General features: G+C 39.6%; 15 protein-coding genes. 13 read left to right on the plus strand and 2 right to left on the minus strand.

What is annotated here, in order from left to right:
- The first annotated feature begins 148 nt into the window (after positions 1-148).
- From G588_RS0116920 to G588_RS0116955, 7 genes are all read left to right on the plus strand, one after another.
- Positions 149-556, plus strand: coding sequence for an iron chaperone (locus G588_RS0116920; protein WP_022762558.1), 408 nt, complete (start codon positions 149-151; stop codon positions 554-556).
- Between the two features lie 14 nt (positions 557-570).
- Positions 571-1,050 carry a GNAT family N-acetyltransferase gene (locus tag G588_RS0116925; protein WP_022779888.1) on the plus strand — a complete coding sequence of 160 codons (480 nt, stop codon included), beginning with the start codon at positions 571-573 and terminating at the stop codon, positions 1,048-1,050.
- A complete protein-coding gene (locus tag G588_RS20795; protein WP_196805005.1) occupies positions 1,040-1,780 on the plus strand; it encodes a flavin reductase family protein in 741 nt (246 codons plus the stop codon). The genes G588_RS0116925 and G588_RS20795 overlap by 11 nt, the downstream gene beginning before the upstream one ends.
- Positions 1,781-2,041: 261 nt before the next feature.
- A complete protein-coding gene (locus tag G588_RS0116940) occupies positions 2,042-2,458 on the plus strand; it encodes a GNAT family N-acetyltransferase (RefSeq protein WP_242830390.1) in 417 nt (138 codons plus the stop codon).
- A 144-nt stretch (positions 2,459-2,602) separates the two neighbouring features.
- The gene (locus G588_RS0116945; RefSeq protein WP_022779891.1) at positions 2,603-3,142 is read left to right on the plus strand and encodes an NUDIX domain-containing protein; all 540 of its coding nucleotides are present in this window, start codon (positions 2,603-2,605) and stop codon (positions 3,140-3,142) included.
- An 11-nt stretch (positions 3,143-3,153) separates the two neighbouring features.
- Entirely contained in the window at positions 3,154-3,735 is a 582-nt protein-coding gene (locus G588_RS0116950) for a GNAT family N-acetyltransferase (RefSeq protein WP_022779892.1), read from the plus strand.
- 6 nt (positions 3,736-3,741) lie between these two features.
- Positions 3,742-4,632: a DnaJ domain-containing protein gene (locus G588_RS0116955; RefSeq protein WP_022779893.1), complete on the plus strand. Its 891-nt coding sequence runs from the start codon at positions 3,742-3,744 to the stop codon at positions 4,630-4,632.
- Between the two features lie 124 nt (positions 4,633-4,756).
- On the opposite strand, the gene G588_RS0116960 is transcribed toward G588_RS0116955, so the two are convergent.
- The gene (locus tag G588_RS0116960; protein WP_022779894.1) at positions 4,757-6,448 is read right to left on the minus strand and encodes a hypothetical protein; all 1,692 of its coding nucleotides are present in this window, start codon (positions 6,446-6,448) and stop codon (positions 4,757-4,759) included.
- Positions 6,449-6,898: 450 nt separating this feature from the next.
- Here G588_RS0116960 and G588_RS0116965 point away from each other — a divergent pair, with 450 nt between their 5' ends.
- From G588_RS0116965 to G588_RS0116975, 3 genes are read left to right on the plus strand one after another with little or no spacing between them, the layout of a single operon-like run.
- Positions 6,899-7,897 (plus strand): HNH endonuclease, encoded by a 999-nt coding sequence (locus G588_RS0116965; protein WP_022779895.1) that lies wholly within the window; start codon positions 6,899-6,901, stop codon positions 7,895-7,897.
- A gap of 37 nt (positions 7,898-7,934) precedes the next feature.
- On the plus strand, positions 7,935-11,084 hold the full coding sequence (locus tag G588_RS0116970; RefSeq protein ID WP_022779896.1) for a DUF3427 domain-containing protein: 3,150 nt from the start codon (positions 7,935-7,937) through the stop codon (positions 11,082-11,084).
- Between the two features lie 2 nt (positions 11,085-11,086).
- Positions 11,087-11,674: a class I SAM-dependent methyltransferase gene (locus tag G588_RS0116975; RefSeq protein ID WP_026668871.1), complete on the plus strand. Its 588-nt coding sequence runs from the start codon at positions 11,087-11,089 to the stop codon at positions 11,672-11,674.
- A 310-nt stretch (positions 11,675-11,984) separates the two neighbouring features.
- Here G588_RS0116975 and G588_RS0116980 read toward each other — a convergent pair whose 3' ends face one another.
- On the minus strand, positions 11,985-13,631 hold the full coding sequence (locus tag G588_RS0116980; RefSeq protein WP_022779898.1) for a DUF2075 domain-containing protein: 1,647 nt from the start codon (positions 13,629-13,631) through the stop codon (positions 11,985-11,987).
- A 150-nt stretch (positions 13,632-13,781) separates the two neighbouring features.
- On the opposite strand from G588_RS0116980, the gene G588_RS0116985 reads away from it, so the two are divergent.
- The 3 genes from G588_RS0116985 to G588_RS0116995 all read left to right on the plus strand — a co-directional run bounded on the left by G588_RS0116985 (position 13,782) and on the right by G588_RS0116995 (position 14,901).
- Positions 13,782-14,102 carry a nucleotide pyrophosphohydrolase gene (locus tag G588_RS0116985; protein ID WP_022779899.1) on the plus strand — a complete coding sequence of 107 codons (321 nt, stop codon included), beginning with the start codon at positions 13,782-13,784 and terminating at the stop codon, positions 14,100-14,102.
- 142 nt (positions 14,103-14,244) lie between these two features.
- On the plus strand, positions 14,245-14,517 hold the full coding sequence (locus G588_RS0116990) for a hypothetical protein (protein WP_022779900.1): 273 nt from the start codon (positions 14,245-14,247) through the stop codon (positions 14,515-14,517).
- An 18-nt stretch (positions 14,518-14,535) separates the two neighbouring features.
- Positions 14,536-14,901, plus strand: a complete 366-nt coding sequence (locus tag G588_RS0116995) for a hypothetical protein (RefSeq protein WP_022779901.1) — start codon at positions 14,536-14,538, stop codon at positions 14,899-14,901.
- The last annotated feature ends 169 nt before the right edge of the window (positions 14,902-15,070 follow it).

The following is a 15,070-nucleotide window of genomic DNA, read 5'->3' on the forward strand; positions in this document are numbered from 1 at the left end:
TTTAACCAACACAACCTTCCCACAAGTTTATACAGATTCGCAAAATTAGTATTTATTTAAAAATGCGAAATAAATATAAATGCACATCGTCAGTTATATACGAAGATAATCCAAAAAACTACAAATCGAGATTTGAAGAGGTGAAGCCATGGCATGGAAATGTCCGAAATGCGGCAGAGAGTTCAGCAGACAAAACCAGGATCATTACTGTGTGAAACCGCAGAATATTGATGAATACATTGCTGCCCAGGATGAGAAATATAAGCCCAGATTAATGGAAATCCGGGAGATCCTTCGTGATGCACTGCCAGACGCGGAGGAACGGATCTCCTGGTCGATGCCCACTTATTGGAAAGGTCGTAATATCATTCATTTCGCAGCATCAAAGAAACATCTGGGCATTTATCCCGGTGATGAGGCTACAGCTGTATTTACGGAGGAACTCTCCGATTATGACGTAAGCAAGGGCACGATACGGATCCCCTATGATCAGCCTTTACCGGAAGCACTGATCATAAGGATCGCAAAATGGTGCTTTGAGAACTATTCCAAATAAGGTGTAAAGATGGTATGAAGAACGCAATAGAGTTCCGTTGTATTCGGGAAAACGAACTCGGCCTTCTCAAAGACTTTTTATATGAAGCCATATTCATTCCGGAAGGTGTGGAGCCGCCTCCGAGAGATATTGTAGAGAAACCGGAGCTACGCGTATACACTGATGGTTTCGGTACAAAGTCTGGAGACAACTGCCTCGTCGCGATCCACGACGGAAAAATAGTTGGGGCTGTCTGGACGAGGATCATGAATGATTACGGCCATGTGGATGATGAAACACCTTCATTTGCAATTTCACTGTACAAGGAGTATCGGAGAAAAGGGATCGGCACGAGGCTCATGGAGGAAATGCTGGAGATTCTTCGTGATCAAGGCTATAAAAGAGTGTCTCTCGCTGTTCAGAAGGCTAACTATGCTGTGAAAATGTATCAGAAGACCGGGTTCAGGATCATGAATGAAAATGATGAGGAATTCATCATGGTATGTGAGCTTTAGAAATCGGCAGGTTGTCGAGATAATTGAAGTCGATTCTTATGCTGATTTTAGCACGGAGGGAAGGAAAAAGATGAAATACCAATACAAAGAAATGCCGGAATCTATGAAGGGGACATACGGAGAATTTGCAAAAAACTTCGGCTTTGATTGGAAAGAGTTTATTATGGGAATCCCGACGCCGATGTTCCTTGTCACAACATATAAATCTAACGGACAGCCCAATGCTACGATGCAGTCATGGGCAGGGTTTACGAGTGCGAATCATGGATGCGGGTATTACGTGATTCTATGCAGCGTGAATAAGTGTGGACATCTTTACCAAAGCCTAAATGAAAAGAAGGCAGCAGTGCTGAATTTCATGTCTTCTGATTTATACAAAGCCTGCATGAAGACGATACAGAATAATCAGCTCGAGGCAGATGAGATAACTTCATCAGGACTTACTGTGGAGAAAGCTTCATGGATAGAAGCACCGATGGTCGCTGAATGTTTCATGAACCTTGAGTGCAAGTATTTGTGGGAGAAAGAAATCGTACAGGGTGATGATCATGTTATGATTTGCCTTGAAGTTGTAGGCGGGCATATAGAGAAGGAATATATAGAGGATATGTTCGGAGACAAAGGGATTCTTTACAATGTCCATTATCCTATAAATCCGGAAAATGTGAAAGAAAAAGGCTGCGATTATGTAGCTGCACTTAGGAAAGTAAATCAATCCTACGAATATTGATCATATACAAGGCAGCGCAATGCTAAAGCAGTGACAAATCGTGAGTTGTAGAGGGCTTGATGATGGGAAAAGAACTGTCGGAAATGACGTTGGAAGAATTGTGGGATTTATTCCCAATATTCCTTGTTCAGCACGATGATCAATGAGAGCAAAAAAGAATTATTACTAAAGGTGATAAATACATAAAAGAACTGGACTTAATGGGCTTTTGCTAATAGTGAAAAAGGGGAAATAATGATCAGACGAGCCAATAAAAGTGATTTGTCTAGGATTGCAGAGATTCTGGTATTTGTAAAAAGAATGAAGTATCGTTCTATTTTTCATAATGACGCATATTCTTTCGGAGAGCTGCAGGTGATCCCTGTAGCTGAGCAGTATTCCAACCCAGAGATTCTTGAGAATATCTGGGTATATGAAGAAGATGAGATAGTAAAGGGATTAATTCATATTGAGAATAATGAAGTAATGGAGCTTTATGTTGATTATTTCTTCATGGGGCAGGGTATTGGGGCTGAATTAATTGAGTTTGCAAAGAAGGAATATGAAGTCAAGTTCTTGTGGACACTGGAAAAGAATCATGATGCAATCAAGTTCTATGAGACTCATGGATTTTGCAGAACGGGAGATAGACAGTTAGAAGAAGGTACACCTGAATATATCGTTAAGATGGAGAGATGAATGAAAGCATTTTTTTGGTCATTTGGAGATTCAAGCAGTAAATAGCCTGGGACTATGTACTGTTGAGTATAAGGAAAATGTAGAGCCCAGAAAGCGGGAAATAATAGCGTTTTGTGAGGATATATAAGTGGTGATAAAAAGAGTATGAAACAGTTATTTGAAATTGATCTTAAGGATTATAAAGAAACAGATGCAGTTTTTCGCAGACCTTCAGCCAGGGCGATAATTATAAAAAATGATAAACTTGCCCTAGTCTACAGCAAGAAAGAGAAATATTACAAGTTCCCTGGAGGAGGAATCCATGATGACGAAGATAAGAAAGAAGCTCTCATCAGAGAGGTTAGGGAAGAAGTAGGACTTGTTGTAATTCCTGAATCTATCAGGGAATATGGAAGTGTATTGCGAAGACAGAAGAGTACCGTAAAGGATGGTGAAATCTTTGAACAGGAGAATTATTACTACTTCTGCGATGTTGAGGATCGAGCTGTCGAACAGGATTTGGATGCTTATGAGGACGAAGCGGGGTTCGTGCTGAAAATAGTGGATATAGATGAGGCTATTGCGATTAATGCAGCGTATTCCAGTGAAGATTATTTCAATGAAATTATGATCAAAAGAGATAGAAGAATGCTTGAAATGGTAAAGCAGGAGTTAGGTGCGATTAAAGCAACTAAGCGGGATTAGCGGAGGATATTATGCTAAAAGATTATGAAATAGATAAACCAATTCTTGAAACGGACAGACTGATCATTCGTGTGCTTAACGAAAATGATGTTCCGGATTTAAGAGAGTGGCTTGGACGAGATGAAATCTATACATATTGGGGAAGAAAAGCAAGTAAGAATGAGAAAAATCCTGAACTTATGTTTATTGATGCCCGCCCTTGGGTAAAAAGAAAACCTTCGCCTGATTTTAATTGGGGAATTGTATTGAAAGAATCCAATAAAGTGGTAGGCATGATTGAGGTATTTAATATCCAAAATGCCAGAATGGGTGATATAGGGTACAGAATTAGTCCTGAGTACTGGAATATGGGAATTACTACAGAAGCTTTAAAGGAAGTGCTACGGTTTATATTTGAGAACACTGAATTAGAACGTTTGAATGGGAATGCAGATGTAAGAAACATTGCATCAAATAAGGTTATGGAAAAATGTGGCTTTATAAAAGAGGGGACCGTTCGCCAAGGAAAAATGGTTTCCGTTTATTGCGACTATAATATTTATGGCTTGCTCAGAGAGGATTATAAACTTATTGGCAAGAAGCCGGTGGGATAAGAGAAAGTGACACTAAAAGAAGCATACAAGATACTTGGCGTATCTAAAGAGAATACCGACCGCGAGATCAAGGCGAAGTACAAGAAGCTCCTCATCATGTATCATCCGGACTCTGATCCCACCAGGGAAAGAGCTCCTGAAGACGATGAAAAGATCCGTCAGGTCATCGAGGCCTACAAGAAGATCCGGAAATCTGAGGGCGAGCCTTACTTTGAGCCTTATGAATTTACCTGGGATGCCTTTGAGAACAAAAGTGCTTTCTCGGAGCGGAACATCTTCTTCCAGTTCAAGATCTACGACGAAGCCCTGCCACCCTCCAAAATGGCCAGAGGCAGATTCGTCTGGGATCCTGACATGGAGGAGTTCCCTCTTTTCGCAAAGAGTGTTCTTGAGGCCTGCAAAGATGTGATGACAGATCATGATGTTACTCCTGCTCCTGATAAGATAAAAGACATTTTCCATCTCATGATGCAGGAATATATTCTTCCTGCTGATGCAGCCAGGAAGATTGGAAAGAAGATCCGTGAAGATGGAGACAAGGAAGTGTATTATTTTAGCGGTTTCATCAAGGATGAGCTCAGCAGCAGCCGTGAGTCCAAGATAAACTGCGGTGAACCACTTAACATCTATCTGCGAGAGGACAGAGCAGTTGTAGAAGAAATTGTTACAGGCAGGATGATGGGTAGTATTTCTTTTGATGAGGATGAACTGTACTACGTGGTACTTCCGCTTCTTGAGGATCCTAAGGTGGATTCCCATGCAATCATAACAAAAGTGGACAGTAGTCGTAGGAACAGAGAGCGCATTCATGTTGCAATTGAGCTGACCATACCAAAAGATCTTACAGATACTCCGGTATCAAATGAGAAGCTAATAAAAGAGCTGTTGATGAAGTGAAAAAATCACATTTCATCAGCAGCTTTTCATTTACCACTGCTGCTTACTGATAATCTGTGGTCGCTTGTGTGGATGAAAAAACAGCGGCATTACTATGTAGCGTAATGCCGCTGTTCTTTCAAAATCAAGCACCTTTATTTCCGACGATGTCATCGTAATCTTTATCGTCAAAGCTCCAAACCTTTGCATTGCGAAGGTTTTCAAGAGTTCCATTAGGAGTGCGTTCCCAGAACTTACAAAAACCGAAGTCGGTCTTCAATCTTGAGTAGGCATAAAATGTCATATCAACAAGATATGCTTTACACTTGCCCTCTGTCTTTTTAGAGGTGATGTTATCCTTAATTAGATGCAGATATCGTAAATTTACAAGGTTCTTAAGCAGAATGTCATGCTGTGTGGCTTTTTCCTGGGGGTAAAGAATAACGCTGGTATTCAATGAGGATACAATGCTATTGGCAATAATCTCAACAGCTTTTTCAATCTTCTCTTCAGGAAGATCTGAATCTGCCTCGTAATTTTTCTGCTTTTCTTCTCTGATATTCTTTATGACAGAGTAGATATTATCTTTTGAAATATTTACTCTACGAGCTTTTCTGGCAATCTTAACTGCATCACCAAAGGATGTCATAAAGTCACGAGGAATACCACCAGTAGCAATAGCCAAGTACTTAATTGCTTCATCATTAGAGAAGAGATGGGTTATACTGATTCGATCCCATTTTCCGGTTTTATCAAGGGCAACCAGGGTATCAATCAAATGCTCCTGTACCTTATCTAGTTCAGAAAGATCATAATCAAGTCTTATCTGAGAAAAATCATCTTTTAATGAAAATGTAGTTTCATTTTTCTTATTTATCATTAGCGAAGAAGGTAATGAAACCAACTTAAAGCAAAAAGTGTTTTGAGGAGTATTCTTGTATAAGTCATGTAAATATTGAATTACAAAGGGATGGCTATTCCTTTCGATTTGATAAAAATCATCAAGGAATAGAGTGGTTCCCTTATTATGGATTTTTTTACTACTAACAAGCAGCTCTTCCATGATCCCTTTTAAAGCAATTACTTCATTTCGGCGTAATATTTTCTTGGTGTATGTATTGCTGCTTGTTTCTTCGGCCTCGTTAGTGTTCGAGGCTTCAAAGCTTGATAATTTATCTCTTTCAGCCGCAAGTTTTGAAGCTAAATCAACATAATCATTAGCATAGGTAAGTCCGGCGGAAACATTCATATTTCTGTTCTTACGATGAACAGTTTCACTCTTATTATGTGTGCTATTTTTATTTGAAGAAGAGTATGTTATAGTGCGCTCTTCTGGCATGTCGCATACTTGCTGAATGAGATCTGAGACTTCAGTAATATGCTGTCGATAAGTCATAAGAGAATCAAGTCTGAACTTTAGTTCTTTTAGCTCTTTATTGAAATGAGCCTTGAAAAAACCAAGAAGACCCTTAGTGTTCTGATTGTATTCTTGCATGAGCTCATTGTATTGATGTATGTTTTCATCTCTGATTTCAGTAGCGATGGCTGTCAGAAGCTTAAGGACAATATTTTCCTCAGTTTCAGCTCTAAAAGATTGGCAATCACATTTTACTGCAATATCATTATTGTCACGAAGTGTCTTTAAAATTAGAGATGTTTTTCCACAGCCCCTTCTGGCTTCAATAATGTTATTGTTGTAAATTTTGAGCTTAGAAATATTCCCATCTGTATCATAGTACTTAAAATCACTTCCGGATTTATAATCTATGATCTTTCTTCTGCGCTCAACTTCAATTTGATTCAGTAATTCATCGAGTTCTGGCGAATATATATCCATTTTTACCCCCCCTGTTTAGATGTTTTGCTGTCCTAACGTCCCCATAACCTAGAAACAGCCTGCTTTTTTCAACTAATCGTCATTATACTCTGCATAGAATCAACATTCAATCAAAATAATGTTTAAAAATACCTTATAACCTTTTGGCTGATTGTGATTACATATAATGGAGTAGTTAGTTTAATAGAATTGATTATAAACGCAAGAAGACAAGAAAATATACCGGATGATATAAACGTTGTTGATGCCAAGTGAAGGAATGTAATTTGTGCTAGAAATCTTTTTTATATATGAGAACAAAGGGCGGAATAGAGTAGAGGCTGATTAGATTTGTCTCTATTTTTCTTTATATTATGATTGCGAAAAATGTGGATGAAGCACATTTAAATTTGTGAATAATTAAGATGTGTTTTATTGAAGTGATATCAATGCAGAGATTATAATTAGTATATGGCTGCAGGATACTTGTTAAAAGAAGCAAACTTCATAGACAGACCGCTCTCAGATGATGAGATGTGGTCTGCTTTTGCATACCTTTTTTCAAGTAAGTCTGTAAATGATACGAGCTATAAATTTGGATTTCTCAAATCAATTATCGACAATCTTTACAACACGGATAGTAAGCTTTTTCTGAATTTTGATCAGCTTTTTTCTAAGTTTGCTGAGATTTACTGGAACTTGGTTCTAAAGCATCATATCAGGCAGAAGAATCCAGGAAAGCTGAACCGTCAATCAGAGCTTGAAAAGGCGCTGATTTATGGAAAAGAGAAGTATGGAATACTTGAGGATATTCCATTTGAGAGTCTTACTTGCGACATGCGAATAGATATATGCCATAGAGTAAAAATGAAGTGCAAGGAAAATGTTGTAGGTGCTCTATATGCTGACTTAGGAGGATTGTTTTATTCTTTTTCTAAAAGTGGAGAATGGATTCAGATCAATCCAAGGATGTATGAATTTGTTTGTAAGCATAAGGTGGCTATTGAGAAATTAAACTACTACGAATGGGCAAAGTTTCTTGAAAAGGTTAATGAGGACAGTGCGGTTGATCATCTTCTTAGTAAGATAGATGAAAGCACAATGAGGACTCGTAGTAGCCTTGCATATTATAGGGATATTCTGTTTGAAGAATTTGAAAATAAATGTTTCTATTGTGGAAAGCCTGTTACAAAAAGAAGTGTTGAGGTTGATCATTTTATTCCGTGGTCATTTATAAAGGATGACCAAATTTGGAATTTTGTTCTTGCTTGTCCTGAGTGTAACAATAGAAAACGTGATAAACTGGCCCAGATAGATTTTTTAAATAAGATATCTGATCGTAATGAGATTTTGATAGAAAGAGATCATAGTAGTGAAGCGGACTCAGCGAGACGTATAAAAATAATTTATGACTGGGCAAAGAAAAATGGATATAACGAAATATGGACTCCAAAGAAGACTACAGTATAAGCAACTGGTAATTACTATGTACAGATGAGGGAATCATATGTTAGAACCCGGATTATATGAACAGGTCATAAATAAACAAATTCAGTCAGAGCTACAAGGAGCATCAGAGGATTTAAAGCTTATAGACAAAATAGATGGGGCTGAAGCGTCAGAGGTATTAGCTCGCTATGTCTCTGAAATTGTTCACAAGGCGTTGGATCGCATATCAGAGGATGGAGATCTTGCTGCAAAGGTCAATCTTGTCAATAAAGTAGTTGGTCTGATTTCTAGTGACGCGGAAATGGATGACCTTAAAGAAATGGCAGTTTCTGAAAGTGCGGAACAACTATTGGCGTTGTTATCTGAGTCTGATCCTATGTACAGGATTGGACAGAAGAAGGCTAAGGATATTGTGCGGCCTGAAACATCTGTGGCACAGAGCAGCTTATTTACTGGCGCAATCCATGAACCACAGATGTACTCTGAATTGAAAAAGGAAATGCAGACCGCGGATCGAATAGATATGCTAGTTTCTTTTATTAAATGGAGTGGACTTAGGCTTTTATTCGAAGACCTTAAGAACTTCGTTGATAGAGGCGGAGAGCTCAGGATTATCACAACTTCTTACATGGGAGCAACAGATATTAAGGCTATTGAGGAACTTAGCAAGCTTCCTAATACTGATGTGCGCATTTCTTATGATACTAAACGCACAAGACTTCATGCAAAAGCTTATATTTTCTATCGTAGGACTGGATTTACCACGGCATATGTTGGTTCTTCCAATATGTCTAATGTGGCAATGTCTATTGGCCTTGAGTGGAATATCAAGGTTACCACCAAGGATATGGAACCTACGATAAAAAAGATTGCCGCGACCTTTGACAGCTATTGGAATTCTTCCAATTTTGAACCCTATAGTGCGGATAGTTACGACAAGCTTAAAAAGGCTCTTAATGCTGAAAAATATGGTGAAATTAAAGCTGGATATGGATTTATTGTTGATGTAAATCCTTATCCTTATCAACAGGAGATTCTCGATAGGCTTGATGCTGAAAGAGTGATCCGTGGAAGATATAAGAACCTTGTTGTTGCTGCGACAGGTACAGGAAAGACTCTGGTTGCAGCATTTGATTATCGCAGATACTGTAAGAGAAATCCTGGAAAGCAAAACAAACTTCTTTTCGTAGTACATAGAGAAGAGATTTTGAGGCAAAGCAGAGAAGTGTTCAGGGCCGTCCTTAAAGATCCAAATTTTGGAGAGCTTTATGTAGGTGGAGAGAAGCCAGAAAGCTTGGATCACCTCTTTGTTTCAATTCAAACTGTTGCTTCTCAGAAATTATACGAACTGTTATCTCCTGATTATTATGATTTTATTGTTGTGGATGAATTCCATCATGCTGCGGCACCGACATATCAAGGTCTTCTGAGTTCTTTTACTCCGAAGATATTACTTGGACTTACTGCAACTCCTGAAAGAATGGATGGTAAGGATGTTCTTGAATACTTTGATGGACGTATAGCTGCGGAGATCAGGCTTCCAGAAGCTATAGAGAGAAAGCTTCTTTGTCCATTCCAGTATTTTGGCGTATCTGATGAAACAGATTTATCTCAGATAAAATGGGTGAGAGGCGGCTATGATAAGAGCGAACTTAGCAAACTCTTTTCCATGAACAGAGTAGTCGCATTAAAACGTGTAAATCACATAATTAACTCTCTGAACCGCTATATTACTGACATGGACAAGGTTCATGGACTGGGATTCTGTGTCTCTATTGAGCATGCGAGATTTATGAGCGAATGCTTCAATGAGAGAGGGATTCCTTCTATTGCGCTGACTTCAGACTCATCTGATATAGAGAGGGCTAGTGCTAAGTCAAAGCTTTTATCAGGAGAGATCAAATATATATTCGTTGTGGACCTATATAACGAAGGAATTGATATTCCGGAGGTAGATACTGTACTTTTCTTAAGACCTACAGAGTCGTTAACTATCTTCCTGCAGCAGCTTGGAAGAGGACTTCGTCTGTCTGAAGGAAAGGAATGCTTGACAGTGCTTGATTTCATTGGTCTGGCCAATAAGAAATACAACTTTGAAGAGAAGTTTTCTGCGCTACTTGCAAACACTAAGCATAGCGTTCAATACGAGATAAAGCATGGATTTACAGCGCTTCCAAAGGGGTGCTATATCCAACTTGAAAAGAAAGCTTCCCAGGTGATCCTGAATAATATTAGACAGTCCTTTGATACCAGAGCAGGACTTATTTCAAGAATTGAGACATTTACTGAAGACAGCGGAAAAGAGCTTAACCTTCGGAACTTTTTACGCTATTATCATTTGAATGTTTTCAGCATTTATGCCAAGTATTCTTTTGCAAGATTATGTGCAGATGCAGGCGTAATCAGTGATTTCAGTGAGCCAATTGAAGAGAAACTTACAAAAGCATTTGCGAAGTTTGCTGCTGTGGATTCCTACAGATGGATACAGTTTTTAATTGATATCTTACCTAAGCTTTCTGAAACAAACATAGATGCTTTACCAGCAGAAGAAAAGCGTATGCTTCAGATGTTCTATGTGACTGTATGGTTTGAAGCAGTAGAGGACTGGAATGCTCCAAAGGTAAGGCAGAATTTAGCTGACCTTTGCAATAGTAAGGTTATGCTTTCTGAGTTGATTGAACTTTTATCATATAACCTGGAAAAGATCGATGTTGTAGGTGGCAGAGTAGATCTGGGATTTGACTGTCCCCTTGATCTTCACTGTACATATACCCGCGATCAGATTCTGGTTGCTATGGACTTCATAAAGCCCAATACTGTGAGAGAAGGAACCAAGTGGCTTCCTGACAAAAACGCAGATGTATTCTTTGTGACGCTGAATAAGTCAGACAAGGATTATTCTCCAACAACTATGTATGAAGATTATTCCATAAACGAAGAGCTTTTCCATTGGCAGAGTCAGAGTACGACTTCCGATACCTCGCCTACCGGCCAAAGGTACATTAACCATATGCGCGAAGGAAGTAAGGTACTGCTTTTCGTGAGAGAATTTAAGAAAGACATGGCAGGTGCGGCTCCGTATACATATCTTGGAACAGCTAAATACGTGAGTCATTATGGCAGCAGGCCTATGAGCATTACATGGCATTTGGATAATCCTATACCTGCTAAATACATCAAGCAAACAAGTAAATTGGAAGTTGGATGAGTATGAATGATGTAAATGTAGAATACTACAACGAGAACGCCGACGCTTTCTTTGAGGGGAGTGTCGGCGCTGACATGTCCTATATGAGAGATAAGTTTATTTCTTATGTTCCAGCTGGATCAAGTATTCTTGATGCCGGTTGCGGAAGCGGAAGAGATAGCAAGGCTTTCCAGGATGCAGGGTATGAAGTTACCGCATTTGATGCATCTTCTGAGATGTGCAAGCGGGCAGCAGAGCATATTGGTAAGGAGGTTCTGAATCTTCGGTTTGAGGATATGGCTTTTGACAGTGAATTCGATGCTATCTGGGCCTGCGCTTCTCTTTTACATGTTCCTGTGGATGAACTTCCGGAGATTATGAAGAAGATGAACAAAGCTCTTAAGAACAACGGGATTATGTACGCATCTTTCAAATATGGTGATGGAACTAAGATGCGCGGAGATCGCAAGTTTAGTGACTTCAATGAGAAGAGTGTAGTGCCACTATTCGAAAATGCAGGCTTTACCATACTTGTTAATGAGATAAGCACGGATTGTAGGCCCGGCAGGGATGACGAGAAGTGGATAAATGTAATTGCAAAAAGAGAGTAAACTGAAAATGGGGAAAAAAGGGATTTTTATTGCTGCTGAGGACTATTGGAACGATCATCACTGAGAAAATTAAATAAATATATTGCTAACGCAAAGAGCGTCCCTTGGCATCGGTGAAACGTAAGTCACCCTAGCTGTGGACGCTCTTAATAATTTTTTTCCTGATCTTCGATGAAGCGAAAGCCATCTGAACCAGTCCCTCTCATAAGAAAACCTAATAACTAAGGTGAAGCTTAAGCCACCGTTGCTTTGTATTTTCTTATCTGATTATTTATACGAATGAAGATTGGATTGTGGCAAAAAAAGTTCTTTAATCAATAAATCTTCTGAAATACTCCCTGGTCGTATCATCGCAAACATACACATAAGTTCCTTTGATGCCCCTGGTAAGCAGCACATAGTAAATGTTCTTGATATACAGATCAAGCTCTTCGTCAGTGGCAGACTGCTTTCCACGTTTATCAAAGTATGTGCTCTTATTTGTTTTAAGAAGGCCTGTATTGCTGTCATAATACAGGTCTTTTCCTATGATCACGAAGGCATAGTTAAGGTCATAGCCTGCAACAGTGTGAATGCAGCCTACTTCGTCGATGGCACCGTCACTGTTAACCCAGTTGTTGAGGCAGTGGTTCCATCTTTTGTCTACACCCTCAATACTGATATCGTAGGCGGTAGGATCATTCTTGGTTTTCCATTCCCAGGCGTAGCCTGCCAGCATACGGCAAAGTTCAAGCTCCTTTTCCTTTTGGTATAAAAGGTCGTTAAAAAGCCTGAATGAATCAAACAGCTTAAAGTCATAATTATCAAAAGTCTTCTTCTCTTTTGCTTCCCCATGTAAAACAGCATTTACATAGTTGATATATTCGTCACCGCCCTGGACACGCATCTGCATGCGAAGGAAATGGGTGGTATACGCAGTGATCCTGTCAGTGAAGTTCTTCTTAAGAGTAGCCCGGACTTTTTCATTGAAGATCTCAATGGTAGTGCCGGAGGGACCTGATAACTGCTCGGGATCATAGAAGAATACAGGAGTTTTGGCTATGGTAAGGATCCAGTCAAGCTCTGTGGCATCGGTTGGGAGACCAAGCTTTTTATTGTTATTGTCATGTGCCTGATAGCCGACGATGCTTCTTCTGACCTGGAGCTTCTGGGCTTCATCAACAAAGATGATATCCCAGGAGCCTTTTTTAACTGCTTCTGAAGCGCCCATGACATCTTTAGCTGCGAGGCCTTCGATCTTTTTGAAAAGACTCTTAAGTGTGGACCTGAGAGAGGTCTGTGGGATGATGAGAGCCATTTTTTTATCAGCAAAAAGCTTCTTGCCGGAATGAGGATCCTCATAATCTCTAAGGTATTTCATAAGATATACGGCAACGATGGTCTTGCCGGTTCCGGGACGGCCGTTTACTGTGATGGGGATATTTTTGCCGGCAAGGATCTCTGAAATGATATCGCTTGCCAGCTGCTTCTGGTCTCTGTTCAGCTCTTTAAAAGGAGAGTACTTGTAGAATTCACTGTTTCTGATGTGCTCAAGGGTGTGATCCGCAAGCTTGCAGCTACGAAGCTCTTCCCATAACTCATTGAAGCAATCGTCGTAGGAAGACTTTTCATAATAGTCTTTATTGGCGATACCATCATTTTTGTTGGTTATGACAAACTTCCCATCGGCTGCGATGAACTGAATGAGTTTGGACTCATAATCAAAAGTCACAGACTGATTGAACTGATCGGAGTATATAAAATGGACCTGATTAAAGATCTTTTTCTCAGGATTCTGATAATGCTGACGCATGCGCTCGGTGACGTTGGTGGACTCGCCGATATAGACTTTGTCTCCATTCTCTAGGATATAGAGCATAGGCCAGTTGCCGAGATATCCCTGATCTCCGTAGCTGTTGCTGGGGAAGGGATGACCGGAAATTATATACAGTTTTTCGTCTGTTGCTGAATTAGTCATTGAGTGCCTGCTTTCCTGAAAATAGAGATATTAACTATATTTAAAATGATAACATTTTTAACGATGCTACGAAAGTTTGGGGTAACGTCAGGTTTCATGCGTGTTATACTAGTGATGAAATTCAAATATGTTTGAAAGTGAGATAACGAGATGACTTTTGAAGAGACATGCGAAAGAATTGCCAGATTTACTGAGGATCGTGACTGGGATCAGTTCCACACTCCGGAGAACCTGGCTAAATCCATAGCTATAGAGGCAGGAGAGCTTCTGGAGTGCTTCCAGTGGAGTCCTGATGCAGATGAGGAAGCACTTAAGGAAGAGTTGGCTGATGTGATGAACTATTGCATACAGATGGCGCAGAAGAAGGGCTTTGATATATGCGAGATCCTGAACAGCAAGATTGATAAGAATGAGAAGAAGTATCCCGTGGAGAAGAGCAAGGGGATCAGTACTAAGTACGATAAGCTGTAAGAAGTGCTTTTGATTCGAATTGAATAGATGTAGCATATAACGCAAAGAGCGTCCCTTGGCATCGGTGAAACGTAAGTCATGATAATTGCAGCAATGGTTGATAGTAATAAGAAAAAGAAAGGACACTGATATGGAAGGACCTATGGATAGATTATTTGGACATTCAGCATTTGATCTGAATAGGGATGGCAAGATTAGCGGAGCAGAATGGGCTTTTATCAATGATACATTCTTTGAGGATAATAATGGTATTTCATCCGGAAGCAACATTAATGAAGATGATGACGTTATAGACGAGATTGAGATGGCAGGCCTCGACAGAGATGAGCTAGAGTTCATGGATGAGGATGAGCGCAGGGAAGCACTTGAGGATGCAGGTCTTGATGCAGATGATTTCGATGATTTTGATTTTTGATGAAAATGGAGATGCGCTATGGCATATGATAATTTTGAAAATACGCCATTTGATCTAGATCACGATGGACACATAGATTCTAATGAGGCTGCTTACATTTATGATACTTTTTATAAAGAAAGTGATGATGGTGGCAGTACAGATATCGATGATGGCAATGGCATTGGTGGCGGAGGATGGTACCCTACAACTGAAGAACGTAGGAAAATGAATGCCGACATGGAAAAGCTTCGCAGAGATGTCCAGGCCGAAAAATCAGGACACATATTGATTACTATAGTCGTGATTGCTGCAATATGGCTATTTGTTGGTAATAATATCATAGGGGCATTGGTTTTGTTTGGATTATACATACTGGGGAGTATGTTTGATTTCTGGAGATAAGAAGGATTGCTTATGCTTAGTCTTGAAGAGTTCACAAATCTTTATAATGCAACGCAGGGAGAACAACCAAGAATATGGCAGTCTCCCTGTTTTCTTATGATATGTAGGTGCTCGACGGCTCCCTACATGGAGTGAACTAATCATAGCATTGTTTCACTGAAAAAGATAT

The organism is Butyrivibrio sp. AE3009, from assembly GCF_000420845.1.
GTDB lineage: Bacteria > Bacillota > Clostridia > Lachnospirales > Lachnospiraceae > Butyrivibrio.

Bases quoted from the DNA above. Each gene is read 5' to 3' on its own strand.
- G588_RS0116995 (WP_022779901.1), top strand. From the start codon at position 14,536: ATGGCATATGATAATTTTGAAAATACGCCATTTGATCTAGATCACGAT.
- G588_RS0116960 (WP_022779894.1), bottom strand. From the start codon at position 6,448: ATGGATATATATTCGCCAGAACTCGATGAATTACTGAATCAAATTGAA.
- G588_RS0116925 (WP_022779888.1), top strand. From the start codon at position 571: ATGAAGAACGCAATAGAGTTCCGTTGTATTCGGGAAAACGAACTCGGC.
- G588_RS0116965 (WP_022779895.1), top strand. From the start codon at position 6,899: ATGGCTGCAGGATACTTGTTAAAAGAAGCAAACTTCATAGACAGACCG.
- G588_RS0116990 (WP_022779900.1), top strand. From the start codon at position 14,245: ATGGATAGATTATTTGGACATTCAGCATTTGATCTGAATAGGGATGGC.
- G588_RS0116975 (WP_026668871.1), top strand. From the start codon at position 11,087: ATGAATGATGTAAATGTAGAATACTACAACGAGAACGCCGACGCTTTC.
- G588_RS0116980 (WP_022779898.1), bottom strand. From the start codon at position 13,631: ATGACTAATTCAGCAACAGACGAAAAACTGTATATAATTTCCGGTCAT.
- G588_RS0116970 (WP_022779896.1), top strand. From the start codon at position 7,935: ATGTTAGAACCCGGATTATATGAACAGGTCATAAATAAACAAATTCAG.
- G588_RS0116945 (WP_022779891.1), top strand. From the start codon at position 2,603: ATGAAACAGTTATTTGAAATTGATCTTAAGGATTATAAAGAAACAGAT.
- G588_RS0116950 (WP_022779892.1), top strand. From the start codon at position 3,154: ATGCTAAAAGATTATGAAATAGATAAACCAATTCTTGAAACGGACAGA.
- G588_RS0116985 (WP_022779899.1), top strand. From the start codon at position 13,782: ATGACTTTTGAAGAGACATGCGAAAGAATTGCCAGATTTACTGAGGAT.
- G588_RS0116920 (WP_022762558.1), top strand. From the start codon at position 149: ATGGCATGGAAATGTCCGAAATGCGGCAGAGAGTTCAGCAGACAAAAC.